The 18,681-nt window shown below is 63.6% G+C and carries 15 protein-coding genes; 7 read left to right on the top strand and 8 right to left on the bottom strand.

The genetic code is table 11. The annotated features are described in order from the left end of the window. Positions 1 to 312: 312 nt before the first annotated feature. Both MAFF_RS22175 and MAFF_RS22170 read left to right on the top strand, forming a co-directional pair. A complete protein-coding gene (locus tag MAFF_RS22175; protein WP_044548837.1) occupies positions 313 to 2,364 on the top strand; it encodes a long-chain fatty acid--CoA ligase in 2,052 nt (683 codons plus the stop codon). A 16-nt stretch (positions 2,365 to 2,380) separates the two neighbouring features. Further along, on the top strand, positions 2,381 to 3,208 hold the full coding sequence (locus tag MAFF_RS22170; RefSeq protein ID WP_010913207.1) for a class I SAM-dependent methyltransferase: 828 nt from the start codon (positions 2,381 to 2,383) through the stop codon (positions 3,206 to 3,208). On the opposite strand, the gene MAFF_RS22165 is transcribed toward MAFF_RS22170, so the two are convergent. Continuing rightward, positions 3,192 to 3,914, bottom strand: coding sequence for an HAD family hydrolase (locus tag MAFF_RS22165; protein WP_044548835.1), 723 nt, complete (start codon positions 3,912 to 3,914; stop codon positions 3,192 to 3,194). The genes MAFF_RS22170 and MAFF_RS22165 overlap by 17 nt on opposite strands. 5 nt (positions 3,915 to 3,919) lie before the next feature. Continuing rightward, positions 3,920 to 5,563 (bottom strand): glucose-6-phosphate isomerase, encoded by a 1,644-nt coding sequence (gene pgi / locus MAFF_RS22160; protein ID WP_010913205.1) that lies wholly within the window; start codon positions 5,561 to 5,563, stop codon positions 3,920 to 3,922. A gap of 303 nt (positions 5,564 to 5,866) precedes the next feature. On the opposite strand from pgi, the gene MAFF_RS22155 reads away from it, so the two are divergent. Further along, positions 5,867 to 7,360 carry a PLP-dependent aminotransferase family protein gene (locus tag MAFF_RS22155; protein WP_010913204.1) on the top strand — a complete coding sequence of 498 codons (1,494 nt, stop codon included), beginning with the start codon at positions 5,867 to 5,869 and terminating at the stop codon, positions 7,358 to 7,360. A 192-nt stretch (positions 7,361 to 7,552) separates the two neighbouring features. Further along, complete coding sequence (locus MAFF_RS22150; RefSeq protein WP_044548834.1) at positions 7,553 to 9,142, top strand: trimethylamine methyltransferase family protein; 1,590 nt, start codon at positions 7,553 to 7,555, stop codon at positions 9,140 to 9,142. Positions 9,143 to 9,184: 42 nt separating this feature from the next. Here MAFF_RS22150 and MAFF_RS22145 read toward each other — a convergent pair whose 3' ends face one another. The 4 genes from MAFF_RS22145 to MAFF_RS22130 all read right to left on the bottom strand — a co-directional run bounded on the left by MAFF_RS22145 (position 9,185) and on the right by MAFF_RS22130 (position 13,860). Next, on the bottom strand, positions 9,185 to 9,583 hold the full coding sequence (locus tag MAFF_RS22145; protein WP_080512091.1) for a hypothetical protein: 399 nt from the start codon (positions 9,581 to 9,583) through the stop codon (positions 9,185 to 9,187). A gap of 64 nt (positions 9,584 to 9,647) precedes the next feature. Beyond that, complete coding sequence (chrA, locus tag MAFF_RS22140) at positions 9,648 to 11,039, bottom strand: chromate efflux transporter (protein ID WP_010913201.1); 1,392 nt, start codon at positions 11,037 to 11,039, stop codon at positions 9,648 to 9,650. Further along, positions 11,036 to 11,854: a chromate resistance protein ChrB domain-containing protein gene (locus MAFF_RS22135; protein WP_044548833.1), complete on the bottom strand. Its 819-nt coding sequence runs from the start codon at positions 11,852 to 11,854 to the stop codon at positions 11,036 to 11,038. The genes chrA and MAFF_RS22135 overlap by 4 nt, the downstream gene beginning before the upstream one ends. Before the next feature lie 200 nt (positions 11,855 to 12,054). Beyond that, positions 12,055 to 13,860, bottom strand: a complete 1,806-nt coding sequence (locus tag MAFF_RS22130; RefSeq protein WP_010913199.1) for an IlvD/Edd family dehydratase — start codon at positions 13,858 to 13,860, stop codon at positions 12,055 to 12,057. 149 nt (positions 13,861 to 14,009) lie between these two features. Between MAFF_RS22130 and MAFF_RS22125 the strand changes: the two genes are divergently transcribed. After that, entirely contained in the window at positions 14,010 to 14,459 is a 450-nt protein-coding gene (locus MAFF_RS22125) for an SRPBCC family protein (RefSeq protein WP_010913198.1), read from the top strand. 15 nt (positions 14,460 to 14,474) lie between these two features. Here MAFF_RS22125 and MAFF_RS22120 read toward each other — a convergent pair whose 3' ends face one another. Continuing rightward, complete coding sequence (locus MAFF_RS22120) at positions 14,475 to 15,644, bottom strand: Mrp/NBP35 family ATP-binding protein (RefSeq protein WP_010913197.1); 1,170 nt, start codon at positions 15,642 to 15,644, stop codon at positions 14,475 to 14,477. A gap of 214 nt (positions 15,645 to 15,858) precedes the next feature. Here MAFF_RS22120 and MAFF_RS22115 point away from each other — a divergent pair, with 214 nt between their 5' ends. Beyond that, positions 15,859 to 16,236: a VOC family protein gene (locus tag MAFF_RS22115; RefSeq protein ID WP_010913196.1), complete on the top strand. Its 378-nt coding sequence runs from the start codon at positions 15,859 to 15,861 to the stop codon at positions 16,234 to 16,236. Positions 16,237 to 16,276: 40 nt separating this feature from the next. On the opposite strand, the gene MAFF_RS22110 is transcribed toward MAFF_RS22115, so the two are convergent. Next, entirely contained in the window at positions 16,277 to 17,527 is a 1,251-nt protein-coding gene (locus MAFF_RS22110) for a sensor domain-containing diguanylate cyclase (RefSeq protein WP_010913195.1), read from the bottom strand. A gap of 172 nt (positions 17,528 to 17,699) precedes the next feature. Here MAFF_RS22110 and MAFF_RS22105 point away from each other — a divergent pair, with 172 nt between their 5' ends. After that, the gene (locus tag MAFF_RS22105; RefSeq protein ID WP_010913194.1) at positions 17,700 to 18,599 is read left to right on the top strand and encodes a LysR family transcriptional regulator; all 900 of its coding nucleotides are present in this window, start codon (positions 17,700 to 17,702) and stop codon (positions 18,597 to 18,599) included. Positions 18,600 to 18,681: the final 82 nt, after the last annotated feature.

The raw sequence follows: 18,681 nt of genomic DNA, 5'->3' as shown, positions 1-18,681 counted from the left end.
GTTTTTTCCACTCACGAGATTATTAACGACCGCATTTTTTTATTGATCTGGCATCTGACGACATGGATGCCGCATCCACCTTCATCCGATCGTCGATGTCGAAAGATGCCGGTTCCAAGTGTCGGCGGCGGGAAAGATTTTCGACGGCAAATCTTTCGGCGGCTTGCCGCAAGGGCAAGACTTGCACCGCCGCCGATAGAGGCAATACATAGATGGATATGCTGGCGGCACGGAGGACGTCTCTGTCAATTCGGAGGCGGGCGCGGCATAGGCGACCGAAACGGGCGAACAGGAATTGTCGAGGAGGAACGGGTGGCGAAAGCATCAAAGGCGCCGGTGAAAGCGTCGGCAAAGGCAGTCTCGAAACCAGCCGCCGCCGACGGGCAAGGCAAAGCTGGCGCCAAGGCCGCGACCGCCAGGACAGGCGCAAAACCTGCCAAGACGGTACCGGCGGCAAAGGCGGCCACCGCCAAGGCCATCGCGAAGCCGGCGGCGAAAGCCACCCCGGCAAAGGCCTCTGCGACCAGGATTTCTGCGACGAAGACTCCGGCGAAGGCTGCTCCCGCAAAGACTTCTCCCGCAAAGACCGGGACAACGAAGGCCACATCCCCAGCAAAGGCAGCGCCGCCATCGAAACCGGCGACGGCTGACACCAAGCGGTTGCCGAAGGCGCTCACGGAACTTGCCGCCGGCCTGCCCGAAAAGCCGTGGCTCAAGAGCTATCCGAAAAATGTCCAGGCCGAGATCGGGGTGTTGCCCTACAGTTCGATCGGCGATTTCCTGGTCGCCGCCTGCAAGCAGTTTTCCGCCCAGCCGGCCTTCACCTGCATGGACAAATCCATCAGCTACGCAGATGTCGAGCAGCTGTCGGCGGCCTTCGGTGCCTATCTGCAATCGAAGGGGCTGCAAAAGGGTGCGCGCGTCGCCGTGATGATGCCTAACGTTCTGCAATATCCGGTGGCGATGATGGGCATCCTGCGCGCCGGCTATGTCGTGGTGAACATCAATCCGCTCTACACGCCGCGCGAGCTGGAGCACCAGCTCAAGGATTCCGGCGCACAAGCCATCGTCATCCTGGAGAACTTCGCCAACACGTTGCAGGCGGTAATCGCCAGGACCGCGGTCAAGCATGTCGTGGTGGCGGCCATGGGCGACATGCTCGGCGGCCTCAAGGGCACGATCGTCAACTTCGTGGTGCGCCGCGTGAAGAAGATGGTGCCGGCATGGTCGCTGCCCGGGCATGTCAAGTTCAACGCGGCGATGAAGGCCGGCGCCGGCCTTGGCTTCAAGCCGGCCAAGGTTGCGGCCGACGATGTTGCCTTCCTGCAATATACGGGCGGCACCACGGGCGTGTCGAAAGGCGCCACGCTGCTGCACCGCAATGTGCTCTCCAATGTCGTGCAGAACGCACAGTGGATGGAAGACGCCTATACGATCAAGCCGAAACCGGCACACCCGAACTTCATCTGCGCGCTGCCGCTCTATCATATCTTCGCGCTGACGGTGAACGCACTGATGGGCATGCAGCAAGGCGCCCGCAACGTGCTCATTCCCAACCCGCGCGATATTCCAGCCTTCGTCAAGGAACTCCAGAAGTATCCGGTCCACATCTTTCCCGGCCTCAACACGCTGTTCAACGCGCTGCTCAACAATGAGGACTTCCGCAAACTCGACTTCAAGCCGCTGGTGCTGACACTGGGCGGCGGCATGGCGGTGCAGAAGGGCGTCGCCGAACGTTGGAAGGCTTTGACCGGTTGCCCTGTCACTGAAGGCTACGGCCTCTCGGAAACCTCGCCGGTGGCGACGGCCAACAAGTTCAGTTCCGGCGACTTCACCGGCACGATCGGCCTGCCCTTGCCGTCGACGGAAATCGCCATCCGCGACGATGACGGCAACAATTTGCCGCTGGGCGAGGTCGGCGAGATCTGCATCCGGGGACCGCAGGTGATGGCGGGTTACTGGAACCGGCCTGACGAGACCGCCAAGGTGATGACCAAGGACGGCTACTTCAAGTCAGGCGACATGGGCTTCATGGACGAGCGCGGCTACACCAAGATCGTCGATCGCAAGAAGGACATGATCCTGGTCTCGGGCTTCAACGTCTATCCCAACGAGCTCGAGGAGGTCGTGGCGATGCATCCAGGCGTGCTCGAAGTCGCGGCGATCGGCGTGCCAGACGAGCATTCGGGCGAAGTGCCGAAGCTGTTCATCGTCAAGAAGGATCCAGCCCTGACCGTGGAAGCCATCGCCGCTTTTTGCCGCGAAAACCTGACCGGCTACAAACGGCCCAAATATATCGAGTTCAGGACCGAATTGCCGAAGACGCCGGTCGGCAAGATCCTGCGGCGGGCATTGCGCGCCTGATGCAGGTCGCCCAAAAGTGACCTCGGTTTTGGAAAAACGACATGCACCAAAACAAAGAGCTGAAGCGCAGCGCGCTTTAACGGGGGAAGATTTCGTCGGCGACGAGGCGCCGGGCAAGGATTTGCCAAGCCGCCCGCGCCTCGACCCGGCGGAGTTCATCAAGGCGAACATGGGCCTTGTTCCTGTGCTGGCGCTTCCCGAAATCCGGTTCTACACCGCCCATCCGGGCAGCGGGCTGAGACGCCTCGTCGACCCCGAAGACGATGCTGACGCGGACGACGACACGCCGGAGCCGCAGCCGCCCTACTGGGCCTATGCATGGGCCGGTGGTGCGGTGCTGGCACGCCACATCCTCAACCATCCGAAGACGGTGGCGGGCCGCCGCGTGCTGGACCTCGGCGCGGGTTCAGGCATTGTCGGCATTGCCGCTGCCAAAGCCGGCGCAAGCGAGGTGATAGCCGCCGAGATCGACCGCAACGGTGTCGCCGCTATCGGCCTCAACGCGGCGGCCAACGGGGTCGAGATCACTATCGTGCACCAGGATATCACCATGGGCTCGCCGCCGGCCGTCGACCTCGTGCTTGCCGGCGACGTGTTCTACGGCCGTGAGGTCGCCCTGCGGGTTATCCCGTTCCTCGACCGCTGCCTGGCAGCCGGCATCGAGGTGCTGGTCGGCGATCCCCGTCGCCATGACCTGCCGCTGTCCCGGCTGCGACTGCTCGCCGAATATCAGGTGCCGGATTTCGGTGACGCGAAAGACGCCGCGCTGAAGCCGAGCGGCGTCTTTCGTTTCGAGGCCGAGACCGCACCAGCGCTGGCGGGAGCGATCAAACCGTCTCCTTGACCCGGGCCGACAGGAAGTCCGGCAGATCGGCAACGGAATCGAGAACGACGTCGGCAATGCCAGCCAGCGACTCACGCGTGCCGGTGCCGGAGAGCACGCCCACCGCCAGGCCGCAGCCGCCGGCGCGCGCCATTTCGAGATCGTGGCGGTTGTCACCGACCATGGCGACCTCAGCCGGCTTCAGGCCGGTAAGGTCGCAAAAGGCCTGGATGGTGTCGGGCGCGGGTTTGGGATTGGCCACCGCGTCATAACCATAGGCCGCGTCGAACAGCTGGGCGACGCCCAGCGTGACCAAGGTCTTTTCCGCGCCGCTGGTCGAATCGTTGGTGGCGACCCCAAGCCGGTAGGATCTTTTGTGCAGCACCGCCAGCGTGTCGACCACGCCCGGCAGCGCCACCGCCATCGCCGAGCCCTGCACCGAGGTGATTTCGTTGAAGCGGGCGACGGCCAGCATCTGGTCTTCGTCGGACAGACGCGGGAACCACAGCTCGACCACATCCATATTGGTGCCCGAGGCAAAGATCGAATCGGGCTTGAAGCGGCGGCTGGCGAAATCGAAGCCGGCGGCCGCAAGCAGCCTGTCGGCCTTCCAGCGGTCCCCGTCGGAGGCGTCCATGGCCATGAAATCGGCGACGCCGAGCCAGGTCGCGTTGAAGTCGACAAGTGTCCCGTCCTTGTCGAACAATATCCCCTTGATGTCTGCCAAATCAGTCACTCCGAACCACGCAATTGGTGGATGCGTTCCACAAGGCCCCTGGTCGAGGCGTCCCGGTTTGCGGCGCTTTCCTTGCCTTCCACGACAGGCAGCAGGCCGGTCGCCAGCTCCTTGCCGAGCTCGACGCCCCACTGGTCGAAGGAATTGATGTTGAACAGCGTGCCCTCGACGAAGACGCGGTGCTCATAGAGCGCGATCAGCCGCCCGAAAGTGCGCGGGTCGAGCTTGCGATAGAGGATGGTCAGCGAAGGCCGGTTGCCGGAGAAGACACGATGCGGCGCTATTTTGTCGACATCGGCCGGCTTCATGCCCTTGGCCAGCATCTGCGCGCGCGCCTCGTCCAGCGTGCGGCCCTTCATCAGGGCTTCCGATTGCGCCAGGCAATTGGCGAGCAGCAAATCATGCTGATGCTTGAGCTCCGGCTCATGGCCGACGGCCGCGGCAAGGAACTCGACCGGGATGAAGTCGGTGCCCTGGTGCAGCAGCTGGAAGAAGGCGTGCTGGCCATTGGTGCCCGGCTCGCCCCAGACCAGCGGCCCGGTCGGCGTCGCCACGGGCGTGCCGTCGAGGGTGACGCCCTTGCCGTTCGATTCCATATCGAGCTGCTGCAGATAGGCCGGCAGCCGGGACAGCCGCTGGTCATAGGGGATGACCGCGCGGGCCGGATAGCCGCAGATCACACGATGCCACCAGCCGACCAGGCCGAGAAGCGCCGGCAGGTTCCCGGCGAGCGGCGCAGTGCGGAAATGCTGGTCCATCTCGTGCGCGCCATCGAGGAAGGCGCGAAAATTCCTGGGACCGACGGCGATCATGACGGGCAGGCCGATCGCGCCCCAGACCGAATAGCGGCCGCCGACCCAGTCCCAGAAACCGAAGACGCGGTCCGCCTCGATGCCAAACTTGGCCACCAGGTCGAGCGCGGTCGAGACGGCGGCGAAATGCTTGCCGACCGCCTGCTTGCCGAGCGCCTTCTGCACCCAGTCGCGCGCCGTCTGCGCATTGGTCATCGTCTCGACCGTGGTGAAGGTCTTGGAGGCGACGATGAACAGCGTGGTTTCGGCGGACAGGCCTTTCAGCGTGTCATGGATATGGGCGCCGTCGATGTTGGAGACGTAGTGCGCGCGCGGCCCGTCATGATAGGGCGCCAGCGCCAGCGTCGCCATGGCCGGGCCGAGGTCGGAGCCGCCAATGCCGATGTTGACGATGTCGGTGATCTTCTTGCCGGTGGCACCTAGCGCCTTGCCGGAGCGGATGGCATCGGCGAAGGCGCCCATCGCGTCGAGCACGGAAAGGACATCGGCCTTGACGTCCTGGCCGTCGACCGTGACGCCCGTGCCGCTGAGATTGCGCAGCGCCGTGTGCAGCACGGCGCGGTCTTCGGTGATGTTGATCTTCTTGCCGGCGAACATGGCGGCGCGGCGGCCCTCGAGATCGGCGGCAGCGGCGAGCTTTTCCAGCAAGTCCATGGTGGTTGCGTCGACGGCGCATTTCGACCAGTCGAGCAAAAGGTCGCCGTCGGTGGCTGTGAATGCCTGGAAACGCTGTGGATCGGCGGCGAAGGCCTGGCGCATGCTGGCAGGTGCCGCCGAGCGATGATCGCGCAAGGCGGCAAGCTGTTTCTGGAAGGCTGATTTATCCACTGGCGGGGAGCTCCTGGCGTTTTTCGACGTATTTTATCAGACCGGATGTTTCCGGCGCGTGTCGTCGCGACAAACCTATTGAGCCGAATTCCGTGCGGTCAATACGCGGCGATGCCGCATCGCATCACGATGCGATGACACAATGTGTCACTTGGGGCGGCCGCAGGGCCCGATTTTGGTTGAAGGATCACTGGCATAAATCCCAAAGATCAGAAAAATTGATTGGCGCAACCCCTTGTGCCACCCATACACTCGACTGGTCCAGCCAAATGAAAATGGCTGGCCATCCGAGGAAGATTTCCCATGCCACAGCGCAACGACACGGCCATATGGTCCGGCCTGTTCCGGATTTCGGCCGAATCCGGCCAAACCCTGCAGGCGCAGATCCGCCAGGCCATCGTGGCCGCCATTCTCGACCGGCAGATCGCCGCTTCGATGCCGCTTCCCTCCTGCCGCATCCTGGCTGAAAAACTAGGCGTCGCACGCGGGACGGTGGTTCTGGCCTTCCAGCAGCTCGTCGACCAGGGGTTCCTGGTGGCGCGCGAGCGGCGCGGCCATTTCGTCAATCCCGACGTGCTGGCAACACCGGCCAAGCCGCACCAGAAGGCGCCCGACCAGGCCAATGAGATCGACTGGAAGGCGCGTCGGCAGATCGCCGCCAGCGACATGCCGCCGCCGGCCAAGCACGAGAACTGGATCAAGTCGTCCTACCCGTTCGTCTACGGCCAGTTCGACCCGGCGCTGTTCCCGACCGCCGAATGGCGCGAGTGCAACCGCATGGCGCTGGCGGTGCTCGAAATCCGCAACTGGGCGTCCGACATGGTCGATCGCGACGATCCGCTGCTGATCGAGCAGATCCAGGCGCGGCTCTTGCCCCGGCGTGGCATCTTCGCCAATCCCGACGAGATCATCGTCACGCTGGGCGCCCAGAACGCGCTCTACATGCTGGCTTCGCTGCTGATGACCAAGGGCTCGAAGGTGGCGATGGAAGATCCGGGCTACCCCGACGCACGCTCGATCTTCCGGCTTGCGGGCGCCGACATCCAGCCGGTGCCGGTCGACCAGTCCGGCATCGTAACCTCTTCTATCCCCAATGATTCCGGCTTCGTCTTCGTCACTCCGAGCCACCATTGCCCGACCATGGTGCCGTTGTCGGCCGAGCGGCGGCAGGATCTTCTGGCGCGCGCCAACCGGCACAACCAGATCATCATCGAGGACGGCTATGACAGCCAGCTTCTCGACGAGGCGCCGCAGCAGGCGCTGAAGAGCCTCGATCGTTCCGGCCGCGTCGTCTATGTCGGCTCGATGTCGAAGACGCTGGCTCCCGGTCTGCGACTTGGCTACATCGTCGCCTCGGCTGGACTAATCTCGGAGCTGAGGGCCTTGCGCCGCTTCATGCTGCGCCATCCGCCGGCCAACAACCAGCGTGCCGTGGCGCTGTTCCTGTCGCTCGGCCATCACGAGGCATTGGTGCGGCGTCTGTCGAGCGCCTTCGACGAGCGGCGCAAGCGTCTGGTCCATGCGATTTCCGCTTTCCTGCCGGAATGGCGCTCGACCGACTCTGCTGGCGGCACGTCGCTCTGGCTCGAAGGTCCGCGCGGCACGGATTCCCGCGGATTGGCCGAGGCCGCGGCCTCGCGCAGCGTGATCATCGAGCCGGGAGACCGCTTCTTCGACCGCACCGAAAAGCCTTCGCGTTTCATGCGGTTGGGCATTTCCTCGATCGCGCTGCAGCATATCGAGCCAGGCATCCGGGAACTGGCCACCGCTGCCGGACGCAGGCCTGCCGCCGCCTGATCCACTTACCCGATCTGTTGAACGGAGCCGCACAATCGCGGCTCCGTTTCCTTTAGCGCTGGCATATGCAACCACACCGACTGGCCCATGGTCTGTGCCAATGCCGGCGGCATAGTCGTGGCACAAAGGGGAAGAAGCAGCCGATGGTGGACCAACCGCCGCCCTGCTTCCGAGAAAAGGTGGAGTGCCTCCATGTCAGTGGTTCTTGAAAAACAGGAAGCGGCGGCGGATCAGCGCTCGCGCCGCTCCGGTGGACGCGAAGCGCGCCGTGCGATGCGGGCAGCGCCGCTCGCCGACGACATCAGGCCGGTGCGCGCCGGCCTCGAGGGCGGCAGCTACGGACCGTTACGCGGCAACGACCAGGAGCGCATCCACGAAGCGGTGCTGACACTGCTGGAGACGGTCGGTTTCGCCAATGCCATCCCCTCCTGCATCGAGGCGCTGACCAAGGCCGGCGCCACCTATGGCGACGACGGCCGCATCCGTTTCCCGCGCACGCTAGTGCTCGAGACCATCAAGAAGGCGGCACGCAATTTCACCTTGCACGGCCAGGACCCGAAACACGATATGGTGATCCAGGGCAAGCGCGTGCACTACGGCACGGCCGGTGCCGCCGTGCATCTGGTCGATGTCGAGAAGCGCGAATATCGCGAATCGCTGCTGCAGGACATCTATGACGCCGCCCGCATCGTCGACGGGCTCGACAACATCCATTTCTTCCAGCGGCCGATGGTGCCGCGCGACATTCCCGATCCGCTCGAAATGGACTTCAACACACTCTATGCCTGCGTGATGGGCACGTCCAAGCATGTCGGCACCTCGTTCACAGTGCGCGAGAACGTGCAGCCGGCGCTGGAAATGCTCTATGCCATTGCCGGCGGCGAGGAGAATTTCCGCGCCCGGCCGTTCGTGTCGAACTCCAACTGCTTCGTCGTGCCGCCGATGAAATTCGCCGAGGACGCCTGCGGCGTGCTCGAGGCCTGCGTCGAGGGCGGCATCCCGATCCTGCTTTTGTCGGCCGGACAGGCCGGCGCGACCGCTCCGGCGGCGATTGCCGGTGCCGTGGTGCAGGCCGTGGCCGAAGTGCTGGCCGGATTGGTCTATGTCAACGCCATCAAGCCGGGGCATCCGGCAATCTTCGGCACCTGGCCGTTCGTGTCGGACCTGCGGACCGGCGCCATGTCGGGCGGCTCGGCCGAACAGGCGGTGCTGACCGCGGCCTGCGCGCAGATGGCGCAATTCTACGATCTGCCGGGCGGTTCGGCCGCCGGCATGACGGATTCGAAACTGCCCGACATCCAGTCCGGCTACGAAAAGGGCATCACCGACGTGATGGCCGGCCTTGCCGGGCTCAACCTCGTCTATGAATCGGCCGGCATGCATGCCTCGCTGCTCGGCTTCTGCCTGGAAAGCCTGATCATCGACAATGACATGCTCGGCCATTGCCTGCGCTGCGTGCGCGGCATCGAGGTGACCGACGAAGCTCTGTCGATCGATACCATCGCCGAAGTCTGCCTGAATGGGCCGGGCCACTATCTCGGCAACGAGCAGACGCTGCGACTGATGCAGACCGAATATTTCTACCCGGCCGTCGGCGACCGGTTTTCGCCGAAGGAATGGAACGAGAAGGGCCGTCCCGACATATTGCAGCGCGCGATCATCGAGAAGAAGCGCATCCTAGCCGAGCGTTTCCCGCGCCATGTCCCAAAACCGCTCGACGACAAACTGCGCGCCCGCTTCGGCGACATGATCAAGCTGCCGCGCGCCGATATGGGCGGGTAGCCGGTTTGCAGACCGGCATCATCGCCTGAATATCAACATGTCCTAGTCGGCGCCCAGACCGTAGCGCTCGACGACCTCGGCGCTGATCAATTTGGCATGCAGTGCCATCAGCACGATCTGCGCGTCGAAACTGTCGCCGGCTTCCACCGCGGCCTCGATGCGGTGTTCGACGTCCTGCCGCTGCTGCAAGCCTTGCGAGCGTTCAAAGGTTTCCGGACCGGCAATGCAATAGCTGAACAGCCGCGCCACTTCCGGATAGGCCTGTGGCGGCGGCTCGTCGGGCCAGCGATCCTTCATCAGATTGACGATTGTGAGTTTCACGCCCTCCGGCACGAGGGCGGGATGCAGGTCGGCGCCGCGCAAGGCGGTATCGAGCTGCCTCAGATCGCCCGAGCGTCCGAACATGCCGAGAAAGCCGAGGGAAGAGCGTCGTTGCGCCATGATGTTCCAATCCGTCTCCAACCACTTAAGTGGTCGGAAAGCGGAATACAAAGCAGGCAGACATCTAGCCACCCGCCGCCAGCAGCAAGACGCCAGCCAGAGCCGATCCGGCGAGCGTCGGCAGCATGCCGATCTTGAGCTTCAGGATGGCGATCATCGCGGCGCAGGAAAGCAGCGCCGCACGCCAGTCTATCGACGAAAGCACCGGCACATTCATGCCGAGGCTCACTGCGTGCACCTCACGGAAAACGACGTGCAAGGCAAACCACAAAGCGAGATTCATGATGACGCCGACAACAGCGGCGGTGATCGCGCCTAGCGCCGCCGACAAGGCCCTGTTGCCGCGCAGGGCCTCGATATAGGGCGCGCCAAGGAATATCCAGAAGAAGCACGGTGTGAAGGTCACCCACAGGGTCAGCAGCGCTCCGAGCGATCCGCCAAGCAACGGGTTCAGCGACCCGGAGTGGCGGAACGCGGCGATGAAACCGACAAACTGCAGCACCAGGATGAGTGGGCCGGGCGTCGTTTCGGCAAGCCCAAGACCATCGACCATTTCACCGGGAGCCAGCCAGCCGAAGGACTGGACGGCTGCCTGCGCGACATAGGCCAGCACCGCATAGGCGCCACCGAAGGTGACGACCGCCATCAAGCTGAAGAACCGGCCTATCTCGGTCCACACACTGGCGGAGCCGGTGAACCACCAGATCAGGAGAACCGGTCCGAGCCAGATCGGCAGCCAGATCGCGACAGTGCGCGGCGCATGCCATCTGGTCGGTTTGACATGGGACAGTTCGCCGCGCTCGAACATCAGGTCGACCGCGCCCTTGATATCGGGACCATCATCCTTGCCGTGCGCCGAACCGGAGAAGAGACCAGGAGCGAGGCGGTCCCCCAGCCATCCTGTCAGGCCAGCGAGCAGGATGATGAGCGGGAACGGCACATTCAAGGCGTAGATGGCGATGAAGGCCGCGACCGCGATCGACACCATGGCCGGGTTTTTCAGGGCGCGCCGTCCGATCCGGATCACCGCCTCGATGACGATGGCAAGCACCGCCGCCTTCACCCCAAGGAAAAGCGCCTCGACGAGCGGAATGTCGCCATAGAGCATATAGAGGCTGCTCAAGATCAGCATGACGAGCGCGCCGGGCACGACGAACAGGATGCCGGCGACAAGGCCGCCGATCGTCCTGTGCAGCAGCCAGCCGATGTAGATGGCGAGTTGCTGGGCCTCCGGGCCAGGCAACAGCATGCAATAGTTCAGCGCATGCAGGAAACGCTGTTCGCCGATCCAGCGCCGTTCCTCGACCAGTTCCCTGTGCATCAGGGCGATCTGCCCGGCCGGCCCGCCGAAGCTGAGCAGTCCGATCTTCGCCCAGACCTTTACGGCTTCGGCAAAGGTCGGCGCAGCCGGCGCCTCGACATTCCCCGACCTGTGCGCAGGCACAACGGCGCTCATGACGGTTTACCTGCGCTGGGCCAATTGTGCGTTTCCTCGGTGGCGTCGCGGCACCAGCGGAAGAACGCATCATAGAGCAGCATGCCTGCTTCCAATTGTTCCAGATCGTCACGAAACATCCGCGACAGGCCAAGCGAGGCAGCCAGAAAGCCGGCGGCCTGGGGCACCAGATCGAGCCTTGCGGTGTCGGCAGCGCGCACGATCGCGGCAAGGCGGTCGAGCGCGGTGGATTCCAGTCCGAATTCTTCGATCATCGTATCGAAGGTGCAGCGTTCACCGCGATGGCTCCAGAACACATTGTCGATGTCGAAAGGCACGGCCTGAAAGCGGTCGGCGACAGCAGGCACTTCGGCCGCCTCGACAAACAGGAAGACCGCGCGGGGATCAACGAAACGCCGGATCAGCCAGGGGCAAGCGATGCGGTCGACCTTCGGGCGTGACCGCGTCACCCATACGGTGCGGCCCTTTTCGTCGCGCGGCGGCAATTTGTCGGTGCTGACCAAAAGCCCGTCTGCCTCGCGCCAGGCTTCGAACCCGCCTTCAAGGGATTCGGCGGGAATCCCCTCATGGCGCAGCCATGCGGCGACACCTTGCGAGAGCTTCAGGCCTTTCTGGCAGACGACCACCACAGGCTTGCCGGCGAAATCGGGCGCCCAGGTCGAAACGGTTTTGAAGTCGCGCCGGATCGAGGCCGGCAGCAGGCGCGGATCGGCGTCGAAATCCTCATCGATGCGAACATCGATGATTACCGGGACTCCCGGCAGGCCGACCAGACGGGACAGTTGCGATACGGTGATAGCGGTTGTTGACGGCATGGCGTCCACCTCCTGATAGAGAAGCTTGGACGCGAACGTTGGGCTGACGCCTCACGGGGTCGTCGCGATGCACCCCTTGTCATGATCGTGGATTTGTTGGGCGCGCTTGTCAAGGACGATGAACGGCGGCTTGATCCGGATCAGGCCGCCGTTCGTCGTTATGTAAGCATCCGCGAACAGATGCCGGTAATCGGGAGCAATCAGTGATTGTCCCTGGGCACACCCCTGGTGTGCGCGACATCCTGGTATTTCACCGCCGGCTTCAACACCATGCCCTGGTCGAACTGGTCTACCATGCCGCGCTGGATTTCCTGCCACGGCGTCTGGTGCTGCGGATAGTGGTAGCCGCCATTGCCCTGCAGCGCCGCGCGCCGCTTGGCGATCTCTTCGTCGCTGACCAGAATGTTGGCAGTGCCCTTGTTCAGGTCGATGCGGACGCGGTCGCCTGTCTTGAGCAGCGCCAGTCCGCCGCCAATGGCAGCTTCCGGCGAGGCGTTGAGGATCGACGGCGAGCCCGACGTGCCCGACTGGCGGCCGTCGCCGATACAGGCCAGCGCATGGATGCCCTTCTTGATGAGATAGGCCGGCGGCTGCATGTTGACGACCTCGGCACCGCCGGGATAGCCGACCGGGCCGGCGCCGCGCATGAACAGGATCGTGTGTTCATCGATGCCTTGCGCCGGATCGTCGATGCGGGCGTGGTAATCCTCCGGGCCGTCAAAGACCATGGCGTTGCCTTCGAAAGCTTCCGGGTCCTTCGGATTGGAGAGGTAGCGCTCGCGGAACTCCGGCGAGATACCGCTGGTCTTCATGATCGCCGAATCGAACAGATTGCCGCTGAGGTTGATGAAGCCGGCATTGACCTTCAGCGGCTTGTCGACGGTGCGGATTACGTCGGCGTTTTCGACCACCGCCGCCTTGCAATTGTCGCCGATCGACTTGCCATTGGCGGTCAGGGCATCGGGATGCGGCAACAGCCCGCCCTTCATCAGCTCGGCCACGACGGCCGGCACGCCGCCGGCGTGATGGTAGTCCTCGCCGAGATACTCGCCCGTCGGCTGCAGGTTGACGATGAGCGGCACCTTGAGGCCGATCGCCTGCCAGTCGTCATTGTCGAGCGGCACGCCGAGATGGCGGGCAATGGCGTTGAGATGAATCGGCGCGTTGGTCGAGCCGCCGATCGCCGAATTGACGACGATGGCATTCTCGAAGGCCTTGCGCGTCATGATGTCCGACGGCTTCAAATCCTCATGCACCATGTCGACGATGCGCTTGCCGGTCTCGTAGGCGATCTGCCCGCGCTCGCGGTAAGGCGCCGGGATGGCGGCCGAGCCCGGCAACTGCATGCCGAGCGCCTCGGCCAGCGAATTCATCGTGGTGGCGGTGCCCATCGTGTTGCAGTAGCCGGTGGAGGGCGCCGAGGAGGCGACGATATCCATGAACTCGTCATAGTCGATCTCGCCGGCCGACAGGCGCTGGCGCGATTCCCAGACGATGGTGCCGGAACCGGTGCGCTTGCCCTTGTGCCAGCCGTTGAGCATCGGGCCGACCGACAGCGCGATGGCCGGGATGTTGACGGTGGCGGCCGCCATGAGCAGCGCCGGCGTCGTCTTGTCGCAACCGATGGTCAGCACGACGCCGTCGAGCGGATAGCCATAGAGCACCTCGACGAGGCCGAGATAGGCAAGGTTGCGGTCAAGGGCCGCGGTCGGGCGCTTGCCGGTCTCCTGGATCGGATGGCAGGGGAATTCGAAGGGAATGCCGCCCATCGAGACGATGCCTTCGCGCACACGCTTGGCGAGCTCGATATGGTGGCGGTTGCACGGCGACAGATCCGAGCCGGTCTGGGCGATGCCGATCAACGGCTTGCCCGACATCAGCTCGGCACGCGTCAGCCCGTAATTCAGGTAACGCTCGAGATAGAGCGCCGTCATGCCTGGGTTGTCGGGGTTGTCGAACCACTCCTGCGAGCGGAATTTTTTCTTCTTGGTGGGGGCGCCGGCCATCACGGTCTCCGTATTTGTATGACAAATCGATATGACAACGCGTCAATGCAAGCAAGGGGCACGCGCGTCCCCAACCCGCACTTTGGTGCGATAGACACAACAGCGCCCCTGCGCTAGGGCTTCGAACCATTGTTTCCGGGAGGTTCTTGATGGCTTTGGTGATCGAAGGCGAGGAACGCATTGCCGCACCCCTGCAAAAAGTCTGGGAAGCGCTGAACGATCCCGAGGTTTTAAAGGCGACCATTCCCGGCTGCCAGAGCCTCGATATGAAGTCGCCGACCGAGATGGCGGCCACCGTGGTGGTGAAAATCGGACCGATCAAGGCGACCTTCAATGGCGAGGTGACGCTGAAAAATCTCAAGCCGCCGCATTCCTACACTATCCAGGGCGAAGGCAAGGGCGGCATTGCCGGCTTCGCCAAGGGCGGCGCCGACGTGACGCTGACCGAGGATGGAGCGGATGCCACTGTGCTCAAATACGCGGCAAAGGCCGAGGTCGGCGGCAAGATCGCCCAGCTCGGCAGCCGGCTGATCGAGTCCACGTCGAAAAAACTGGCTGGGCAGTTCTTTTCCAGCTTCGGCGAGAAGGTCGGCGGCTGAGCCGTCCCCGAGGGTTCACTCGAAGACGATGCTCGGCACCGCCGCTTCGGCGGCGCCGCGTTCCTCATTGACCCTGTCCCAGACCTTGGCGGCGATGTCGCGATAGATTTTCGCTTCGGCGCTATCGGGCTTCGACACAACCACCGGCGTCCCGGCATCCGAGCTTTCGCGGATGCCCATTTCCAGCGGCACTTCGCCGAGGAAGGTGACGCCGAGGCGCTCGGCCTCGCGGCGCGCGCCGCCATGGCCGAAAATGTCGTAGCGCTTGCCGGTGTCGGGCGCGATGAAATAGCTCATATTCTCGACAATGCCGAGCAGCGGCACGTCGACCTTCTTGAACATGTTCAGCCCCTTGCGGGCATCGATCAGCGCCAGATCCTGCGGCGTCGAGACGATGACGGCGCCGGCCAGCGGCACCTGCTGGGCCATGGTCAGCTGCGCGTCGCCGGTGCCGGGCGGCATATCGACGACGAGCACGTCGAGCCGGCCCCATTCGACCTCGCGCAGCATCTGGGTCAGCGCCGACATCACCATCGGCCCACGCCAGATCATCGGCGTCTCCTCATCGACGAGGAAGCCCATCGACATCACCTTGAGGCCGTAATTCTCCATCGGTTTCAGGATCTTGCCGTCGACCGTCTGCGGCCGGCCGTGGATATTGAGCAGCTTCGGCATGGACGGGCCGTAAATGTCGGCATCGAGCACGCCGACCCGCAAGCCGTTGGCGGCAAGGCCAAGCGCCAGATTAACGGCGGTGGTCGACTTGCCGACACCGCCTTTGCCCGAGGCAACCGCGATAATCGCCTCGATGCCGGGCACGCCACGCTTGCCCGAGCTGTGCGAGGCCGGCGCCTGCGGCGCGGGACGCTGGGGGGTCGCCGGCGGTGCCGGCCTGGGTGCGGGGCGCGCGGGCACCGGCGCCTCCATGCCGCCGCCCTTTTTCTCCGCCGTCAGTGCGACGACGGCGCCGGCGACGCCGGGAATTGCCTTCACCACTCGCTCGGCGGCGGCGCGCAGTGGCTCCATTTCCTGTGCCCTGGCGGCGGGAACGGTGATCGAGAAGAACACTTTCGAATCGGCGATGAAAATCTCCGAAACCATGCCGAGATCGACGATGTTGCCGGTGAAGTCCGGCCCGTTGACCGTCTTCAGGCGCTCGGTGACGATTTCCTTGGTGACGGACATGATCTTTCCTCGGCGTTTGGCCATGCAGATAGTGCAGTTTCCAACGAGAACCAAGCCGTGACGCAAAGGCTTGCCCGGCGTGCCGCGGAAAACGACCGATGTTGTCGGATTCTTGCCGGATGACGCGTCTGGCCGATTGCCGATGGCCAAACGGGCCGCTTGCCCTATTTCGGTTGCCTGAACGAGGACACGACAATGCGGGAAGGAGACGGTCATGCTCGAAAACAGCAACGCAACGGCCAATCTCGCCGTCAAGGATCTGGCAAAGGCAAAGGCCTTCTATGAAGGCACGCTAGGCCTTAAGCAGGTCGACGACATGGGCGGCGAGCTTGTCGTCTACAAAAGCGGCGACACGCTCATCAATGTCTACCATTCCCAATTCGCAGGTACCAACAAGGCGACGGCGGTGACGTGGACGGTGGGCGATCAGATCGAGACTGTCGTGAAATCACTGAAATCGAAAGGCGTTGTCTTTGAGCATTACGAAATGCCCGGCCTGACGATCAAGGGCGACATCCATGTCGGCCAAGGCATGAAGGTCGCATGGTTCAAGGACCCGGACGGCAACATCCTGAACCTGGTCGACAAATAGGCTTCGGCGCTTCGCGTGATCGGGACCGCCGCGGGGCCGCTCACTCGAAGGCGAGTTCCAGACGCCTTTCAGCCTGGGCGACGACCCGGCATTTCGTCTCGAACCTATCCGCCCGGATGGCCAGCACGAACTGGCCGGGAATGCCGGAGATGTTCGACACGTCGATAGTGGCGCCATCCTCGCCAAGGCTGCGAACCGTGCAGTCGATGGTCGACATGCGGGCGTTGAAGACGATCTGTCCGGCCTTCAGCACCCTGCGCCGCGGCGGCGCCTGATCGCTCCCAGCGGAATTCCAGGCTGTGATCCGATTGCGGCCGGCGTGCTTCGAGCGGTACATGGCGGCGTCGGCGCGCTCGATCAGTTCCGGCAGGCCGCTGGTCGCCGGATCGAACGAGGCAACGCCGAAGCTGGCAGTGACCTGCATCTCCTGTGCGCCGTGCGTGATCCGCATGGTCTCGATGGTGCCGCGCAGCCGCTCTGCGGATTCAAGCGCACCGTTGCGACCGGTGTAGAGAAGCACCGCGAATTCCTCACCACCGACGCGTCCGAATATGTCGACGTCGCGCAAGGCGGCACCGCATTGCCGGCCCACGCCACTCAGAACCTTGTCGCCTGCGGCATGCCCGAAATTGTCGTTGACCGATTTGAAATGGTCGACATCGAAGACGATGCAGGAGAAATCGAAGCGCTGGCGCCGCGCAAGCGCAAATGCCTTGCCGCCCTGGTCGATGAAGGCCCGCCGCGACAGCACGCCGGTCACCGCGTCGCTGGAGGCATGCTGGCGCAGCTCCAGCTCATCCATGGCAAGATCGGCAAAATCCTGGAGGATTGCGATGTCGCGGTCGCTGAATTCCCGCGGGATATAGCCGATCGCGCAGACACTGCCGATGTTGTGGCCGTCGCGGCTTCGCAAAGGCACGCCTGCGTAGAAGCGGATATGCGGATCATTCCTGACCATCGGATTGTCGGCGAAACGGGGATCCTTGGTCGCGTCGGTGACGATCAGCGGCTCTTCCTGAAGGATCGTGTACTGGCAGAATGTGGCCTTGCGTTCGACTTCATTGATCGCCAGCCCCTCGCAGGCCTTGTACCATTGGCGGTGCCCGTCAATGACCGAGACGATGGCGATCGGGACATCGAAGACCATCTTGATCAAGCGCGCGATGCGGTCGAACGGCGCTTCGCGCGGCGTGTCCAAAACATCGAAGCGCTCGACGGCCAGGAGCCGCGCGGCCTCGCGCAGATCGTCGGCGGAAGGCGCTGGTATTTCCGGCGGATGCTCCTGGAGCATGCGAACCACCTATCTTCGGCGCCCCCGCCGCGATACCCGCATCGACCATGATGGCAAGCCAAATATTATCAATTGGTTATTGCTTTCTGTCGCCATTCACCGCCGCATGCGCGATGATCAACCGACGGCTCCGCCGCGCGATTTCGCGAGGCAAGCCAAAAAAGGCCCTGGCATGATCGACAAACTCGAATTCTTCATCGCGCTCGCCAAGGAAGAGCATTTCGGCCGAGCGGCGGAAGCGTGCGGGGTCACCCAGCCGACTCTGTCGGCGGGCATCAAGCAGCTGGAGGGTCAGCTCGGCGTCATGCTGGTCAATCGCGGATCGCGTTTCCAGGGGCTGACGCCGGAGGGCAAGCAAGTGTTGGTCTGGGCGCGCCGCATCGTCGGTGATTCAAGGAGCATGCGCGAGGAGATGCGCGCGGCGCGCCACGGCCTTTCCGGCCGCATCCGCATCGCCGCCATCCCGACCGCACTTGCCATGGTGGCGCGGCTGACGACGCCGTTTCGCGAAAAGCATCCGGGCGTCACCTTCTCGGTGCTGTCGCGCACCTCGATCGAAGTCTTGTCGCTGCTCGGCAATTTCGACATCGACGCCGGCATCACCTATCTCGACAATGAGCCGCTCGGGCGGGTGACCAGCGTGCCGCTCTATGACGAGCGCTATCAGCTGATCACGGCGGTCGGAAATCCCTATTCCGACCGCGACAAAGTGACATGGGCCGAGATCAGCCGGTTGCCGCTGTGCCTGCTGACGCCGGACATGCAGAACCGCCGCATCATCGACCAGCATCTGGCCGAGGCTGGCGTGCAGGTACGGCCGACGCTCGAATCCAATTCGATGATCGTGCTGTTCTCGCACATCCGCACCGGCAAATGGTCGTCGATCATGCCGCTCAACCTTGCGGAAACATTCGGCTTTTCAGAGCCGATCCGGGCCATTCCGATCGTCGAGCCCGACGCCAGTCACACGGTCGGCCTGGTGGCCGCGCCGCGCGAGCCGCACACGCCGCTGGTGCAGGCGCTGCTGGACGAGGCAATGGCGCTGGCAGACGATTTCCGCGCCCATCGCTAGGGTAGAGAATGGCGGCTGAGCGTGCTTGATAGAAGATTTCTATCAAGCGACGGATCAGCTTTATTGATTTCGCTGGTTTCCT

It is taken from the genome of Mesorhizobium japonicum MAFF 303099 (assembly GCF_000009625.1).
Classification (GTDB): domain Bacteria; phylum Pseudomonadota; class Alphaproteobacteria; order Rhizobiales; family Rhizobiaceae; genus Mesorhizobium; species Mesorhizobium japonicum.
This window is presented reverse-complemented; position numbering and strand designations above follow the sequence as displayed.